Here is a 16002-nt window from a genome sequence, read left to right as displayed (position 1 = left end):
CTACAACTATGAAACTGACTGGTATAGCGCTGCTGTTTTTGATGCTTTTGGGCCGTTGCACACAAAGCACAATATCGTCGGCAGAGCCATTGTCAGCCAACGAGCTGACTATTCGTACAGGCACGTCGTTTGGTATGTGCGTTGGTTATTGCGTAAATGAGTATGTTTTCAACGGAACCAGCGTTACGCTTACCCAAACGGGTCGCCCACTGGCGCAAAATCCAATAAAGACCTGCCAAACGACCATTGATCAGGCCACCTGGAATACATTAAGAGCCGCTGCGAATCTGGAGACATTCAGCAAGCAGCCCGAAACACGGGGCTGTCCTGACTGCGCCGACGGTGGTGCCGAGTACATTGAGTTGCAGACCGGCGAGCAGAAACACCGGGTTACGTTTGAGTATGGCACAACAATTCCAGGTTTTGAATCGCTGGTTGAGGCCCTTCGTGCGCAAAGAACTGCGTTCAAAGCCTGTAAGTAAGCCTATAAATATGATGTCCTGAAACGACAAAACCACTTAGCATAGTTCACAACTATCGTTCTCTCGTCTGTGGTTGAACCAATCATTTATTCAACGTACGTTATGAAAACGACCCCTTTTTCAATATTGACCGCTGCCACAGTTGGAATGCTACTGACCGCCGTTAGCTGTAATACGTCAAACGTTAGCCCCATGCCCGACACAGGCACAGTAAGTGAATTACGGGTTCCGGCTCCTTTTGTCGACCAGACTACCCAGTTCGCGTTTGATCTGGTTCAACGGGTAAATACACTGGAAGGTCAGGCTAAAAACATATTTATCTCGCCCCTAAGCCTCCATATTGCTCTGGGTATGATTATGAATGGGGCGAATGGCCAGACGGCGCAGGAAATACAAAAAACGTTGAAGCTGGACGCACAAACACTGACCGAAGCGAATGCGACCTACCGGAATCTGATAACCAATCTTCCTGCAGTTGATTCAAAGGTGACCGTGACGCTGGCAAATTCAGTTTGGTATAGAAACACCTTTTTGGTCGAGAATTCGTTTCAGGACTTGTTGAAACAGACGTTCAACGCGGAAATTTCGGCTCAGGATTTCAATAATCCCGCTACGGTCAATACGATTAATAGTTGGGCCAGTCAGAAAACCAATGGTAAAATCCCAAAGGTAATTGATCAGATAAAGCCGGAAAACATCCTGTTTTTGTTGAATGCGTTGTATTTCAAAGGCGATTGGACAACGCAGTTTGATGCCACCAAAACCATCAATGCCCCGTTCAAACTTGTATCGGACGCCACGACCAACGTGCGTATGATGCGGCTCAATACCGAGCTAAATCGCGCATTTCGTCCTACGTATACGGCGTTTGAGCTTCCTTATGGGGCTGACAAGACCAGCGGCCCGGCCTATTCAATGACTGTATTGCTGCCCGCAGAAAACACAACAGCTGACGCTTTAATAAATAGCCTTAACAGCACGGAATGGACGCAGTTACAGAAAGACATGACGAAAGGAACGATGGATATCGGGCTGCCGAAGTTCACGTTAAGTTATGAAGTCAATCTGAACAACACGCTAAGTGCGATGGGGATGCCAACCGCGTTTACTGACCATGCCGACTTCACGAAAATAAGTACACAAAGTGGTTTGACCCTGAGTTTTGTGAAGCAGAATACATTCGTGGCCGTAGATGAGACAGGCACCGAAGCTGCCGCTGTAACGACAGGGGGTATTTCGACAACGGCGGTGCAACTGCCCATACTTTGTGACCGGCCCTTTGTGATCGTTATTCACGAGAAGTCGTCAGGAACGGTGTTATTTGTAGGCAAAATTGCCGATCCGACTAAAACAAGTTCATGAGAGACAGAACAATAGTTTCCTTACTACTCCTATTATTACTAAGTCAGTGTAGTCAGAAGGAAACGGTAGTAGCCCCGCAGATAGCGCATTTGATTGGAACTTGGCGGCTTGTTGAACCAGATTCGTCGTATGCCGTGACTCTCCATTTTGCGTATGATAAGGATAACCCACCGCATGATATCACACCGTTTCTGGCCAGTGGAAAATCTTCAGTGAATAGCTATACCCTACGATTATTTGCCACTTTAGATGGCATGATGTCAGCCGATAACTTAGCCAGTACGAAAGTAGGCGGAACGCCCGAGGCCACGACATTTGAGAAAACGTACTTTGCTAATTTAGAAGCTGCTGTACGCTACGAATTGACAGCTGACAATCGACTTCGCCTGTTTCACGGCGGTGCACCGCCACATATAATGGTATATAAACGAATGAACTAATAATGACTAGTAGGAAGAGTAAACTCATTGTCGCTTTAACCATTGGCCTGATTCTGGGCTGTGAACATAAAGATTGTGGCTGTGTCCAGCCGCCAGCGCCATTAGAAGGTGAGTGGACCCTAACTAAAATCACGTATAGTTTAACGCAAAAGACCGTTACAGCAGCCGAAGCGGGGTACGCTGAAACCCTATCGTTTCGGGCCAGTTCTGACACAAAGGGAACCTATCGGCGTGCTCGAAATGGAATACCGAGTCAAACCAGTGACTATTCTCTATCATTTCCGAATGGTGGCAGTAGTGAAGGCTCGATTTATTTCCTTGCAGACACAACTCAACAGACATTTCGGCTGACCGACAACAAGTTATACCTATCAGAAATCAGCCCGGTCGGTGTAACCATTGCCGACGGCTCGACCTACGAATATCAACGTCAATAATTGCTAGTCTTTTTGTGTAAAATCAATATTACCCGGCCGTAATAAAGACAGCCGGGTAATTTTTTTTCATCCACTCACAACGCTTTCACGGTCAGCAGAATCATAGGCATAACCCCTAACTAAATCCTGTGTATGAAAACAAACCGTCTACTTCTTTTTATACTGCCGCTTTTGTCTTTGACAGGTTGCACCGATAATTGTAAAGAAACCCGGACATTCCGACGTTACTCACCTGTTAGCTTCACCGCTACTCAACTCAGGCTGGGCGTTCAGACAGAAGCTCCTCAGCCACTGGTTAATCCGGGAAAAATTTACACGAAAGACCAGTTCCTGTTCATCAACGAATTAAAACAGGGAATTCACATTATTGACAACAGAAACCCATCAGCTCCGAAGCCGGTGGCATTCATCCGAATTCCGGGCAACGGCGATATTGCCATTCGAAACAACATTCTGTACGCTGACAGCTACATGGACCTGATTGCTTTTGATATTAGCAATCCAAGTTCTGTTCAGGCCATAAATCGTGTACAGGATGTATTTCCCAACGGCTCGTTTGAAGGAGGTTGGTGGAGTTATGATGCACCGAATCAGATGCTTTATGACCAGAAAGTCAGCTATGTAACCGAGACGGTTGATACAAACTGTGACGAAGGTGTCAATCCCGCCGGAGGGTGGACAGGTGGTATTTTTTCGAGTGCTTTTTTTAATTCGGCCAGTTCAGACAATTCAGGAAGTTCAACGACGAACGGCGTGGCCGGTTCCATGGCGCGGTTTGCCCTGTATGATGATTACCTCTATACGGTCAATCAATCAGCCATGCAACTGTTCAACATTAAGAACCCGGCAGAACCGAAAGTAGGCAACAAAATACAAATGAGTTGGGGTATCGAAACCATTTTTCCCTACAAAGACAAGCTGTTTATCGGTTCACAAACGGGAATGCATATTTATGATAATGCCAACCCTGAAAAACCAGTGCTTTTGTCCGTTTTTCAACACGCCCGCGTGTGCGATCCGGTAGTTGTGCATGATAATATTGCCTACGTAACCCTGCGCTCGGGGAATCAGTGTGGTGGCTTTACGAATCAACTCGATGTTGTGGACATTACCGACTTGGTTAATCCACGTTTGCTTAAAAGTTACCCGATGCGCAACCCGCATGGATTGGGCATTTCCTACCCAAATCTGTTCATCTGTGAAGGCGCGTATGGCCTTAAATCGTTCGACATACGTGATGTGATGAATGTTGACCGCAACCTGTTGCAGCATATTGAGAATTTAAACGCTTTTGATGTTATTCCATTAGAAAAATCACTGCTCTTAATCGGTAAAGACGGGTTTTACCAATTTGATGCCAGTAATCCGCGTCAACTTCGCCAATTGAGTCATATTCCGGTTAGCCGACCAACGTATTACTAAGCATGGCTATGAAACGACTTCTTCCATTTTTCATGCTGGTATTTCTTCTCGGTAACAGCTACGCTCAACCGGCTTTCCAGCGACCGCTTTACGTAAATTATACAGAATTTGGCGGGTTATTTGGCCGGGTAGCTTCTGGAGTCACAACAGCTCAAACGGTTGAGAATCGACTCAGTTTCACAGCACAAACATTCAACGGTGTTCAGGTAAGCCATCGTTTGGCGATAGGTGGTATTGTAGGTGTTGACTGGTATAAGGCTGCTCTATTGATGCCTGTTGGCGCGGGACTTCGATTCGACTTAGCTCGCCATCCACACCGAAATGTGCGTCTACTTGCCGTTGCTGATGCGGGCTATGGGTTTGCCTGGCTTCACAAAGGCTCCACTGGCTACAATGTTAGTGGGGGCTGGATGATAAATCCGGGGGTTGCTTTGCGGGTTGGAAAACCCTCTGCAACAGCGTTTGTGTTATCACTTACATACAAACGGCAAACTTCCGATATCCAAAAACCTATTTCCGGAAACGATATTCAACGCGACGAACACCGGATTTACAATCGAATGTGTTTTCGGGTGGGAATCGCCTTTTGAAACAATGTGTAGATAATTTTTGTTTTGAACATAGTTACCCCCATTCATAAGTTCTATCCCGTTAGTTATGAAAAAAACAGCTTTATTAATTATAGGAGGCTTGCTATTCGTAGCTGGCTATTATCATGTGCATCGTCATCCTGCTTATACGGAGCCTAAAGATGCACAGGCAGGTTTTCAAACTGAAACAATTGCAACTCCGACGACAGTATTTCCGCCTAAAATACGGACTGCCTTTGCCTCTCACTCAGATAGACCTTTCCTGAATAATAAGTTTTAAAAGGAAACAGAAAAAGCCCCGCCTGAATATTCAGGCGGGGCTTTTTGATTACAAAACCTATAAGTCCATCAAGGACTTACAGGTTTTGTATTATGCCATTGCGAATTTACCCTGATTGCGTTTCCGCTCGTTTTCGTCTAAGTAAACTTTACGAATCCGCATCGACTTGGGCGTCACTTCAAGGTATTCATCCTTCTGGATATATTCCATTGACTCTTCGAGCGAGAACGAGATTTTCGGTGCAATCCGAACGTTCGTATCCGAACCAGAAGCCCGCATGTTGGTCAATTGTTTAGCCGTCTGCACGTTCACCACAATATCGTTCTGGCGATTATGTTCGCCAATCACCATACCTGCGTAAATTTCATCGCCCGGTTCAACAAAGAACGAACCCCGATCCTGAAGTTTGTCAATCGAGTAAGCCGTAGCCTGACCGCTGGTCATTGAAATCAGCGAGCCGTTGATACGCTCAGGAATTGGCCCTTTATATTCCTGATATTCTTTGAACCGGTGACTCATCACAGCTTCGCCAAACGTAGCCGTCAGGACGTTAGAACGCAATCCGATCAAACCACGCGATGGGATTTCAAACTCAAGGTGCTGCAAGTCGCCTTTTGGCTCCATGATCAGCAATTCGCCCTTGCGTTGGGTAGCTAATTCAATAACCTTACCAGCTGTTTCTTCCGGCACATCCACCACGAGGGTTTCAATGGGCTCCAGTTTATGACCCTTTTCGTCTTCTTTATATAAAACCTGTGGCTGACCAACCTGCAATTCGTATCCTTCGCGACGCATGGTTTCAATCAGAACCGACAAGTGAAGAATACCCCGACCATAGACCAGGAAACGGTCTTCGCTATCGGTAGCTTCTACACGCAGAGCCAGGTTTTTCTCGATTTCTTTGTAAAGGCGTTCACGTAAATGACGTGATGTCACGAACTTACCTTCCTTACCGTAGAAAGGCGAGTTGTTAATCGTGAACAACATGTTCATCGTTGGCTCATCCACCGAAATACGCGGTAGTGCTTCCGGGTTGTCGAAGTCAGTCAGTGTATCACCGATTTCGAATTCTTCAAGACCCGTAACGGCACAGATATCACCACAGGCAACCTCAGCTACTTTAACTTTGCCGAGTCCTTCAAAGGATTGTAGTTCTTTGATTTTTACCTTCTTCACTGTGCCATCTGCCTTAATGAGGCCCATGGTACTCCCTTCTTTCAGCGTTCCACGATGCACACGACCAATGGCAATCCGACCAACGAAGGTTGAATAGTCAAGCGAGGTAATCTGCATTTGTGGCAACCCTTCGTTCATGGGCGCTGGCGGAATGTTTTCAACAATGGTATCGAGCAGATACGTGATGTTGTCGGTTGGGGTTTTCCAATCCGGACCCATCCAACCTTGTTTCGACGAGCCATATACCGTTTGAAAATCTAACTGATCTTCAGTAGCACCCAAGTTGTACATCAAGTCAAATACTTGTTCGTATACTTCGTCGGGACGGCAGTTTTCTTTGTCGACTTTATTAACGACAACAATCGGCTTCAACCCTAATTGAAGAGCCTTGCCTAATACGAAGCGAGTCTGTGGCATAGGGCCTTCAAAGGCATCAACCAGCAGACAAACACCGTCGGCCATTTTCAGTACGCGCTCAACCTCACCGCCGAAGTCACTGTGGCCCGGCGTATCAATGATGTTGATTTTAACGTCTTTGTAACGTATCGATACATTTTTCGATACGATCGTAATTCCCCGTTCACGTTCGAGGTCGTTACTGTCCAAAATCAGGTCGCCAAATTCCTGGTTGTCCCGAAAGAGCTTGGATGCGTGAATAATCTTGTCAACCAGAGTCGTTTTGCCGTGGTCAACGTGGGCGATGATTGCTATATTGCGAATTGATTGCATACAAATCAAATATTGTCTGAACCTGAACACTGGTCTTTACCGTGTTCAACGGATTTTCACGATGGTATTAGCTTTTGACTAAAAAACCAAATCAGCTTAATCGCTTAATCTGAAAAACCCAGGTTCAAATAGTTCTAGGCCGCAAAGGTACGAAATTTTACGCTGAAACACAGATTTTTACAACTAAATAAACGAAAAAAAGCCCATCTAAGGGCCTGACTATGATATAAGTACAATTTCTTAACAATTGCTTAATGATTCGGGCACCCGCAGGCATTTTTCTTGCGAAAAAGACCTGTATTAAACAGGCCACCACGCTTCTGTTTATACCCTTTTCGCTTGCCTCCGATAGTTGTTAATTCTGTACTGTTTTTAGACGCCATCGTTTCCAGAGGTGCAGTAACCAGCATCAGCGATGCGGCAATCATCAGAATGATTTTTGTCTTCTTCATAACCGGCTCATTTCTTACCTAACGTCAAATCAACTACTTTCGTCAGGATGCAACCATTTTTTTGTTAAATGACTCACAACCCCGACTTTCTTATTGTTTACGGAACCCTTCGCCCACCGTTCGATAATACGTTTTCTCAGTATCTACGTCAGCGGGGCCGCTGTGTTGGCGACGGCTCATTTGCGGGTCAGGTTTTCGATATGGGCAGTTATCCCGGTGCTATATATCAGGAAAACTGCCCCACTCGTGTGTGTGGTACGGTCTTCGATATTAGCAATCAGAAAGCAGCTATTCTAACCTATCTGGATTATTACGAAGGTGTCGGTGATCAGTTTGAGAAGCCAACTGAATATATTCGGTCGGTTGTTCCCGTTCATTTTAATGATATAGTAGAAAACTGTTGGGTTTATCTGTACAATTTACCAATTGACGATAAACCTCTTATTGAATCGGGCGATTACGCGCAACACATCAGCGTCCCGTTTAAGTGGTCGGCCTGATATACAGTCAACATCTACATAAAAGGCCCCAACTTTTAGAAAGAGTCGGGGCCTTTTATGTAAACTAATAATCAATTACTTAACGTGGTCCGCGTGAACGACCACCACCACCACTATAGCCTCCTCGGCCGCCACCGCTATATCCGCCACGAGCATTAGGACTACCACCGCCGTAGTTGCGTGGTGATGGCGAATAATAACGTGGCTGCGGACGAATAACTACGGGTGGGCGATAATAGCCGTAAGGCCTATAGCCGTATCCATAGTTATAGCCATAATAAGGACGGGCACCGTAATAACCAGGACTATACCCGTAGCCGCCCGTATTTACATAAGACGGGCCGCAGCTGGTCATCAGAACGACCAGTAAACCAGCAGCCAGCAAAGGCAAGAGTTTTATCGTTTTCATGATTTTTCTTTATTAATTTATTGAACCATCTACCAAGGGTTTGGACTAACCGAACCCAATTGATGGTAGTTAGTCCAAACATTTATTTTAGCCTGTTTCGTTTACCAGCGATGCCCGCCACGGCCACCGCCAAAACCTCTACCGCCCCCAAAACCACCACGGCCGCCACCGCCATATCCATAGTTTGCATATGGACGAATAATTACTGGAGGAGCATAGACCACGGGAGGACCAATTACTACCCGTGGCGGAACAATGACCACCTGAGGTTGAACAGGATATACTTGTCCGTATTGATTATAACCACCATTTGGATAAGCCTGACCATAACCACCGTTCGGATAGTTTTGGCCGTAGCCATTATTATACCCATTGGGGTAAGCTTGATTTGGGTAGGACTGCCCATAACCATTTGGATAGTTTTGATTATAACCACCATTTGGGTAAGCCTGACCATAGCCGTTGCCAGGTCCGTAGACTTGTCCAAAACTAACTGTAGCCACGCCTAACAACAGACCAGCTATAACTCCACTCCATTTTGTCGTTTTCATCGCTATGGTAGGTTTTCACCCGATTTGTTAGTTAGACATATCATAAACCCCCACGTTTAATGAAAACGAATAGAAACTGGTTAAAGTTTAATTAAAAGCCTGACCACTAGATAGCAGTCAGGCTTTTCCTGAATAGTACACGACAAAACTTACGCGTTCAATTTATTTTTTAGATAAGCTAAAGCCAGTTTATAAGCATCGGTGGCTGCTTCTTTATTATAAACCGGGTTGCTTGGGTTAGCGAAGCCATGACCAGCGTCATATATTTTCACGGTCACCTTCTCGCCAGCTTTCGCCATGTTTTCTTCAAACGTTTTCACTGACTCCGGCGTAATGCCTTTGTCCTGGCTACCGAAGAAGCCCAGTACATCGGTATCGAGTGTTTTCAGTTTCTCAACGTCCTGCTCTGGCCGACCGTAATACATTATACAGCCTTTGGCTTGCTTGCCTTCCAGCATGGCCGACTGCAACGACAGCATACCGCCAAAACACCAGCCAACGCTGGCAAATTCGGCTTTCGAACCGGCATAGGCGATGGCTCCCTTCTGAATACTCATTAGCCGATCTTTGTTAGCACCCTGCATCAGCTTGCCTGCTTCGGCTGGTTCGGTGGCAACTTTACCATCATACATGTCAACCGCCAGCACATTTACGTCTTTCAGGTCGTTGTAAAACGTTTCGGATTGTTGCTTGATATTATCATTCAGACCCCACCATTCCTGATAAACCAGCAGCCATTTATTCGAGGACTTCTTCGCTTTTAGCAGAAATCCGTTCGCTGATTGGCCGTCTGGCGTTGAGAACTTGACCATTTCGCCCGCACCTGTATAGGTAAAGGGTAGGGGAGCCTCGTGCAGCCGTTGGAAAGCGGGGTCAGCAGCCATTGCCGACATATCGTTTCCCACCAACAATTTGGCTGGTACATGACAGAGCGGAATCGCCGTTTCTTTAGGTTGTGCTGGTTTCAGATAGGAAAACAGCGACATAAAGAAGGATAGTCCAGTAATAAATATAATTTTCATAAGTACACGATGATTTGTTGTTCAGGATAACTGCATGCGTAAGGAATTAGTTAGGCATTAGCCCTTCACTAATTCAAAAATAGTAATCTCTGGCAGAATACCGACGCGACCAGGGTAACCAATATAACCATAGCCCCGGTTAACATATAGCCGTTGGTCACCATCCTGATACAAGCCAGCCCACTGCTTATAGAAATACTGCGCTGGACTCCATTTCACACCGGCAATTTCAACACCGAATTGCGCGCCATGCGTGTGTCCGCTGAAGGTTACGTCAATGTCTTTGTATTGTGGCCGAACCTCGGCGTCCCAATGGGTAGGGTCGTGGGAGAGTAAGAGTTTAACTGGATAATCTTCTGCACCCTGATAAGCTTTCGCCAGATTTCCGGCCCGCAGTGCGGCTGGACCAAAACCGAGATTCTGCACACCGATGAGCGCTATTTTGTCGCCGTTCTGTTCCAGAATCTTATTTTCGTCCAGCATGATATTCCAGCCCATCTGCTTGTGGGCGGCTATCACGTTCAACACGTTTTGTCGCTCAGCCTGGGCAGTCGGCCACTGCACGTATTTGCCGTAATCGTGGTTGCCCAAAGTTGAATATACACCCAGGGGCGCCTTTACTTTATTGAATACATCAATATACGTGTTCACTTCTTCGGCATGGCTATTGACCAGATCGCCGGTAAAAAACACGATGTCGGGCTTTTGGCCAAGTAACATCTCGACACCACCTTTCACGGCAGTTTTGTTGAAAAAACTGCCCGAGTGAATATCCGAAATTTGAGCAATGGTCATACCATGAAAACCGGAGGGCAAATTCTTTAGGGGAAGTTTAATACGCCGGATCCGATAATCATGCGCTCCCGACACTATGCCCCAAGTAAAACCAACCAGTGGCACAGCCCCCACAACAACGGCCGTTTTCATCAAAAAATCGGAACGGGTAATGGCATCGGTAGACGGCATTGTTGTGCGGGTAGTATCCTCAACGGCTTCCTGCATTTCAGGTTTGTAGAAGAGCGAAACAATCCAGCGGAAAAACCGGCCAATGTCATCAATCAAAATAACGAGTACGGCAAAGATTTTCGAGAAATATGGAATAGCAATAATCGCCCAAAGAAATGTGCGCGTATTGCGGCTAATAGAGTCGGGCGGTATCAACTGCATAACTACATAAAGCAGCAACGACAAAGCGGTGAACCCCCAGTAGAGTAAGGCAATCGTTCGCTGGGTACTTTCGGTAGCCGACCGACTGAGTGTTTTAACGGCCTGAAAAACATACCAGTCAATCAAAAGTAGAATGGCGGGGAGAATGAAAAATAAAACAGTACGATTCATAATTTGCTCGTAGGTAGGCAATAAACGTAGCGGAACACTTTTTAAACGGAAAAAAGCACAGAGAGTTCATATCGTTTCTCTGTGCTTTTTCTCATTTGGAGCAATTCTTAAGCCAATTCCTCTTCCAGTTCCTCTTTAGGTTCCAGGGCGGGGTCTTTCTTGCCGAAGTATTTCATGCGAATGCGCTCGTTAATCCAGTATAAGCTAGGAACGATCACGAGCGTCAACACAGTCGAGAAGGTTAGGCCGTAGATAATGGTCCAGGCCAGAATATTCCAGAATACCGAGCTATCGCCACCCACAACAATATGTGGATCAAGATCGCGGAAGAGACCGACGAAATCCACGGTTATACCGAAGGCCAGCGGAATCAGTCCCAGAACGGCTGCTGATGCGGTGAGTAACACGGGCGTTAGACGAATGCCGCCCGCTTCAATGATAGCCTCACGCAGGGGAATGCCCCGACCGCGCAACTCTTCAATAAATTCGATGAGCAAAATCCCGTTTTTCACCACAATACCAGCCAGCGAAATAATACCAACACCAGACATGATAACCGAGAAGTCTTTACCCGTAAGGACAAAGCCAAGTAATACACCAATCAACGATAGGAAGATGGTTACGAAGATAATCAGTGGTTTAACGACCGAGTTAAACTGTGTGGACAGAATTAGGTAGATAAGCAAAATAGCTGTTCCGAATGCCGAAATCAGGAAGCTCATCGACTCCTGCTGGTCTTCCTGTTCGCCACCCATTTTAATTGTATAGCCATTGGGCACATCAATATCCTTGATCGCTTCCTGAATCTGACCGACAATTTCGTTTGCGTTATAACCCGGCACAACGTTCGAACCAAGCGTTACCAGACGTTCCTGGTTTTTACGATTGATCTGGCTAAACGTAGTCGAGTAGCTGATATTTGTCACCGACGTAATTGGCACCTGCCGTAGTTGCCCGCCCATAACCATATCACGATAAACCACATTGAGGCTTAACAGCCGGTCTATCTGGCTCCGGTCATCGGGTTTCAGACGAACCATAATCGGGTATTCATCCTTGGCATCACGGAATTTCGATATCTCTGTTCCGAATAAGGCTGTCCGAATTGTCGTGGCCACCTGAGCGGATGAAATTCCTTCACGCTCGGCTTTTTCGCGGTCAATATCAATTACGATTTCTGGCTTATTGGTGATCAGATCTGACTTTAACTGGTCAATACCTTTAATACCATCCTGAGCAATTTTCTGCCGAACCTGTTTTTCTAATTTCTGCAGTTCGCTGAATTCTTCGCCTGCAATTTCGACAGAAATCGGCTTACCCGTTGGTGGCCCGTTCGATTCGCGCTCTACCGAAATTTCGCTGCCCGGCAATCCGCTCATGGCTAGCCGCACTTTCGACAACAGCGAATCGGTGGAGATTCCTTTACGTTCTTCGTTGCCTTTGAACGCTATAGTTACTTTCGATTTTTGGGGTGTTGCCGACCGGTCGGGGTTTTGTGGATCACCCGCGTTCTTACCAACGTTTGAGATAACCGAGTTAACAATATCCGTAGCATCATTGTCTTTCAGGACTTTGAATACCCGCTTCTCAATGACCCTTGTTACCGAATCAGTCACTTTGGCGTCGGTGCCAACTGGCATTACGTTATAGATATACACATAATCGGGTTCACCGCTTGGGAAGAAAAGCACTTTTGGTTTAGCAATGCCAACGATAACAAATGTTACTATCAGCAATACAAACGCGCCAAGTACAACAAATGCCGGGCGCCAGCCTCGTAACACCCACGAAATTAGCCGGCGATAGTTGTTTTTAAGCGCTGGCAACGTCCTTTCCTGAAACGGTAGAATCAGCTTGGGCGTCAAGACATAGTGATTGAAAACATATAGAATAATGAATAACACAAACAGGTTTCCAATACCCCGATCAATAAGGTAGCCTACACCCGCCAGGGCAGCCATAATCATGAGTGGCCGTTTAATTTCCTGGAAGCCTTGTTTGTCTTCATGGTTATCGTCTTCATGCCGTTTCATAAACGTTACAGCAAAGACAGGGTTGATCACATACGCGACGAACAACGAAGCAAACAGGGTCAGAATGAGCGTTAGCGGCAGGAATTTCATAAACTCACCCACAATACCCGGCCAGAACAACAGCGGAAAGAATGGGGCGATAGTCGTTAGCGTACCCGAAAATACCGGCACAAATACCTCACCCGCAGCGGCTTTTACCGCCTGCTTAATATCCCAATCTTTGTTTTCATTGAAAAGCCGGTGCGAGTTTTCAATGACCACAATGGCATCATCTACCACCAGACCTAAGCCCAGCAGGAAGGCAAACAGCACCATTGTGTTGAGGGTAAAAGCCGTACCAACCATGGGCCCTAAAACCGGCATCAGCAGAAACCCTACCAAGGCTGAAAGTGGAACCGAAAGCCCAACGAAAATAGCATCGCGTATGCCCATGAAGAACATTAACACAATAACCACGAAAATGAACCCTAAGGCAACCGTATTAATCAGGTCATTAACATTTTCGCGGGTTCGTTCCGACTGGTCAGCCGTGATTTTGATGTCTAAACCCTCTGGGAAGCGTGTTCCTTTATATTCTTCAATGGTTTTTTCGATGCGATCGGCAGCCGAGATCAAGTTGGCCCCGGCACGTTTGACAACGTTCAGTGTAACCACCGACTTGTTGTTCAGACGGGCAAAATTCTGTTGCTCCTCAAAGTTGTCACGCACATCGGCAATCTCACCAAGCTTGATCGTTGCGCCCGTTGCCGTACGGATTTGTAAGTTTTGAAGTTGGGTAATGTCGGTAAACTCACCTTTCACACGCACCGTCCGACGGACGCCATCAATGCTTAATTCCCCGCCCGAAACGTTAATATTTTCGCTCTGGACCGCCTGCTGAATATCCGAAAACGCCAGACCTGCCGACTGCATTCGGGGCAGATCGACGTTAATCTGAATTTCGCGTTCGAGCGCGCCAATGATGTCAACCCGCCGAATCTCAGGCATTCCTTCAATCACATCCTGTAAATCCTCCGCAAACTCCTTTAATTGTTTTAGCGAATAGTTACCGGCCATGTTAACATTCATAATTGGCAACTCCGAGAAATCGACATCCTGTGCTGTTGGACCCGAATCAAGTTCTTTAGGCAAATCAGGTTTGGCTTTGTCAATGGCATCTCGAACCCGTTGCAAAGCTTCTGACGATTGCACATCAGGATTAAATTCAACCAGAATAACAGACACGTCCTGCAAGGCATTCGATTTGATACGTTTTACGCCCGAAATAGACTTCAACTGCTTCTCGATCTGTTTGTTAATCGTATTTTCGATATCGGCTGGGGCCGTACCAACATATACGGTGTTGATGTACACCTGTGGTATTTTAATATCAGGAAACTGCTCTCTCGGCAGGTTAACATACACCAATAGACCGCCTAATGTGATCAGGAAGGTGAAAATGTAAATCGCCGTTCGGTTCTCAACGCACCAGTTGGTGAATCCAAGGGTTTTATACTGTTCAAATTTCATATAGAAGAAGTTTGTAGTTTTTGTTTGTAGAGACGCACGTATGTAGTTCTACAAACAAAAACTGGTCAACTAAAAACTGATTGCTTGTCCATCAACCAAATCCTGATACCCAGCCGTAACAACTTGATCGCCCGCCTGTAACCCTTGCGTAATGGCAATTTGACCGCCATATGACTGACCCGTTTTCACGGTTCGCGCTTTAGCTATTTTCTTGCCGCCTTCATTCACCGCCACATAGACCAACTGCCCATTTTCTGTACTTTGAATCAGGTTCTGATTAATGACAATCGCATTGACCAGTGTCAGGTCATTAATTTTTATGCGAGCCAGCATATTCGGTTTCAACGAGTTATCCGACGGGAGCGGAGCCTCAATTGTAAATGTTCGGCTGAGCGCGTCGACTGTTGTCGCCACAAACGAGATATGCGAATTCAGCGTCTTTTTCAGGTCTGGAAAATCAACCAATACGGCATCGCCTTTACGAACACTACCCGAATACGAATCAGCCACTTTAGCAACAACCTTAAGTTGCGCGAGATTGACAACCCGAACTAAACCTACTCCCGGAGCCGCTGACTGTCCGATCTTCACCGTAACCTGATCAACAACACCCGAAATAGGTGATGTTACCGTTGACTGACTCAACTGAGCATTAAGCGTTGACAACCGGCGTTCGAGCGACTCCTTATTGTTTTTCGCCTGCAAATACTGAATCTCGGTACCAATCTGCTGTTTCCATAAAGAAGCCTGTTTTTCATAAACCGTATTCACGAGCGACAATTGAGTTTTGACTTCGGCCATCGACTCACGTAAAAGCTGATCGTCAACTTTGGCGATAGGCTGTCCGGCTCGCACATTATCACCTTCTTTCACGTAAACCGCCGTAACGACTCCGCCCGATTTAGGCGATACCTGCACATTATTTTTGGCATCAATCGTACCCTGTAATTCAACAAAGTGCCGGAATGTAGAGGTCGCTAAGGGAGCAACCGACACATCTTTCACACGCGTATCGTCTTCTTTCTTGGGCTCAAGTTTGGCTAAATCGGTTTCCAACGTTTTGATTTTCGTAGTCAACTCGGCTTGCTGTGTTTTCAACTCGGTGAGTTGATCACGTTTCCCTTGCAGGTCGTTCTTCTTCTCCTGCGAGCAAGCAGTTAACAGGCTCATCAGGGCAATTGCGTAATAAAGTTTCATTAGTTTTTAGTTTTGGACAATGAGAAACGAATGGTGTAAAAGGCTACCGTTCGGTATAATCCCTAAGTGGTTA

The 16002-nt window shown here is 46.2% G+C and carries 16 protein-coding genes; 8 read left to right on the top strand and 8 right to left on the bottom strand.

All coding sequences use genetic code 11. The features are described from left to right. The first annotated feature begins 8 nt into the window (after window positions 1-8). From ACFS25_RS00175 to ACFS25_RS00145, 7 genes are all read left to right on the top strand, one after another. The gene (locus ACFS25_RS00175; RefSeq protein ID WP_381496359.1) at window positions 9-482 is read left to right on the top strand and encodes a hypothetical protein; all 474 of its coding nucleotides are present in this window, start codon (window positions 9-11) and stop codon (window positions 480-482) included. Between the two features lie 102 nt (window positions 483-584). Continuing rightward, window positions 585-1844, top strand: coding sequence for a serpin family protein (locus ACFS25_RS00170; protein WP_381496357.1), 1260 nt, complete (start codon window positions 585-587; stop codon window positions 1842-1844). Then, window positions 1841-2284 carry an META domain-containing protein gene (locus ACFS25_RS00165; RefSeq protein ID WP_381496354.1) on the top strand — a complete coding sequence of 148 codons (444 nt, stop codon included), beginning with the start codon at window positions 1841-1843 and terminating at the stop codon, window positions 2282-2284. The genes ACFS25_RS00170 and ACFS25_RS00165 overlap by 4 nt, the downstream gene beginning before the upstream one ends. Before the next feature lie 2 nt (window positions 2285-2286). Further along, window positions 2287-2721: a hypothetical protein gene (locus ACFS25_RS00160; RefSeq protein WP_381496351.1), complete on the top strand. Its 435-nt coding sequence runs from the start codon at window positions 2287-2289 to the stop codon at window positions 2719-2721. 132 nt (window positions 2722-2853) lie between these two features. Further along, a complete protein-coding gene (locus ACFS25_RS00155; RefSeq protein WP_381496349.1) occupies window positions 2854-4143 on the top strand; it encodes an LVIVD repeat-containing protein in 1290 nt (429 codons plus the stop codon). Between the two features lie 8 nt (window positions 4144-4151). Next, window positions 4152-4733, top strand: a complete 582-nt coding sequence (locus tag ACFS25_RS00150; protein WP_381496347.1) for a hypothetical protein — start codon at window positions 4152-4154, stop codon at window positions 4731-4733. A 67-nt stretch (window positions 4734-4800) separates the two neighbouring features. Continuing rightward, complete coding sequence (locus ACFS25_RS00145) at window positions 4801-5013, top strand: hypothetical protein (protein ID WP_381496345.1); 213 nt, start codon at window positions 4801-4803, stop codon at window positions 5011-5013. Window positions 5014-5103: 90 nt separating this feature from the next. Here the strand turns inward: ACFS25_RS00145 and typA are convergent, their stop codons facing one another. Both typA and ACFS25_RS00135 read right to left on the bottom strand, forming a co-directional pair. Continuing rightward, entirely contained in the window at window positions 5104-6918 is a 1815-nt protein-coding gene (gene typA, locus ACFS25_RS00140; protein WP_381496343.1) for a translational GTPase TypA, read from the bottom strand. 251 nt (window positions 6919-7169) lie between these two features. Next, window positions 7170-7370 (bottom strand): hypothetical protein, encoded by a 201-nt coding sequence (locus tag ACFS25_RS00135; protein ID WP_381496341.1) that lies wholly within the window; start codon window positions 7368-7370, stop codon window positions 7170-7172. A 68-nt stretch (window positions 7371-7438) separates the two neighbouring features. Between ACFS25_RS00135 and ACFS25_RS00130 the strand changes: the two genes are divergently transcribed. Beyond that, window positions 7439-7870 carry a gamma-glutamylcyclotransferase family protein gene (locus tag ACFS25_RS00130; protein ID WP_381496339.1) on the top strand — a complete coding sequence of 144 codons (432 nt, stop codon included), beginning with the start codon at window positions 7439-7441 and terminating at the stop codon, window positions 7868-7870. Between the two features lie 79 nt (window positions 7871-7949). On the opposite strand, the gene ACFS25_RS00125 is transcribed toward ACFS25_RS00130, so the two are convergent. The 6 genes from ACFS25_RS00125 to ACFS25_RS00100 form a co-directional block, all read right to left on the bottom strand. Then, a complete protein-coding gene (locus ACFS25_RS00125) occupies window positions 7950-8279 on the bottom strand; it encodes a hypothetical protein (RefSeq protein ID WP_381496337.1) in 330 nt (109 codons plus the stop codon). Between the two features lie 101 nt (window positions 8280-8380). After that, a complete protein-coding gene (locus ACFS25_RS00120) occupies window positions 8381-8830 on the bottom strand; it encodes a hypothetical protein (protein WP_381496335.1) in 450 nt (149 codons plus the stop codon). Window positions 8831-8979: 149 nt separating this feature from the next. Further along, entirely contained in the window at window positions 8980-9852 is an 873-nt protein-coding gene (locus ACFS25_RS00115) for a dienelactone hydrolase family protein (protein WP_381496333.1), read from the bottom strand. A gap of 57 nt (window positions 9853-9909) precedes the next feature. Next, complete coding sequence (locus tag ACFS25_RS00110) at window positions 9910-11190, bottom strand: metallophosphoesterase (RefSeq protein ID WP_381496332.1); 1281 nt, start codon at window positions 11188-11190, stop codon at window positions 9910-9912. A 107-nt stretch (window positions 11191-11297) separates the two neighbouring features. Next, on the bottom strand, window positions 11298-14732 hold the full coding sequence (locus tag ACFS25_RS00105; protein WP_381496330.1) for an efflux RND transporter permease subunit: 3435 nt from the start codon (window positions 14730-14732) through the stop codon (window positions 11298-11300). 69 nt (window positions 14733-14801) lie between these two features. Further along, on the bottom strand, window positions 14802-15929 hold the full coding sequence (locus ACFS25_RS00100; RefSeq protein ID WP_381496327.1) for an efflux RND transporter periplasmic adaptor subunit: 1128 nt from the start codon (window positions 15927-15929) through the stop codon (window positions 14802-14804). Window positions 15930-16002: the final 73 nt, after the last annotated feature.

Source organism: Spirosoma flavum, from assembly GCF_042686045.1.
Taxonomy (GTDB): Bacteria; Bacteroidota; Bacteroidia; order Cytophagales; family Spirosomataceae; genus Spirosoma; species Spirosoma flavum.
Note: the sequence above shows the minus strand (reverse complement) of the source record. Positions and strands in the feature narration are given on the sequence as shown.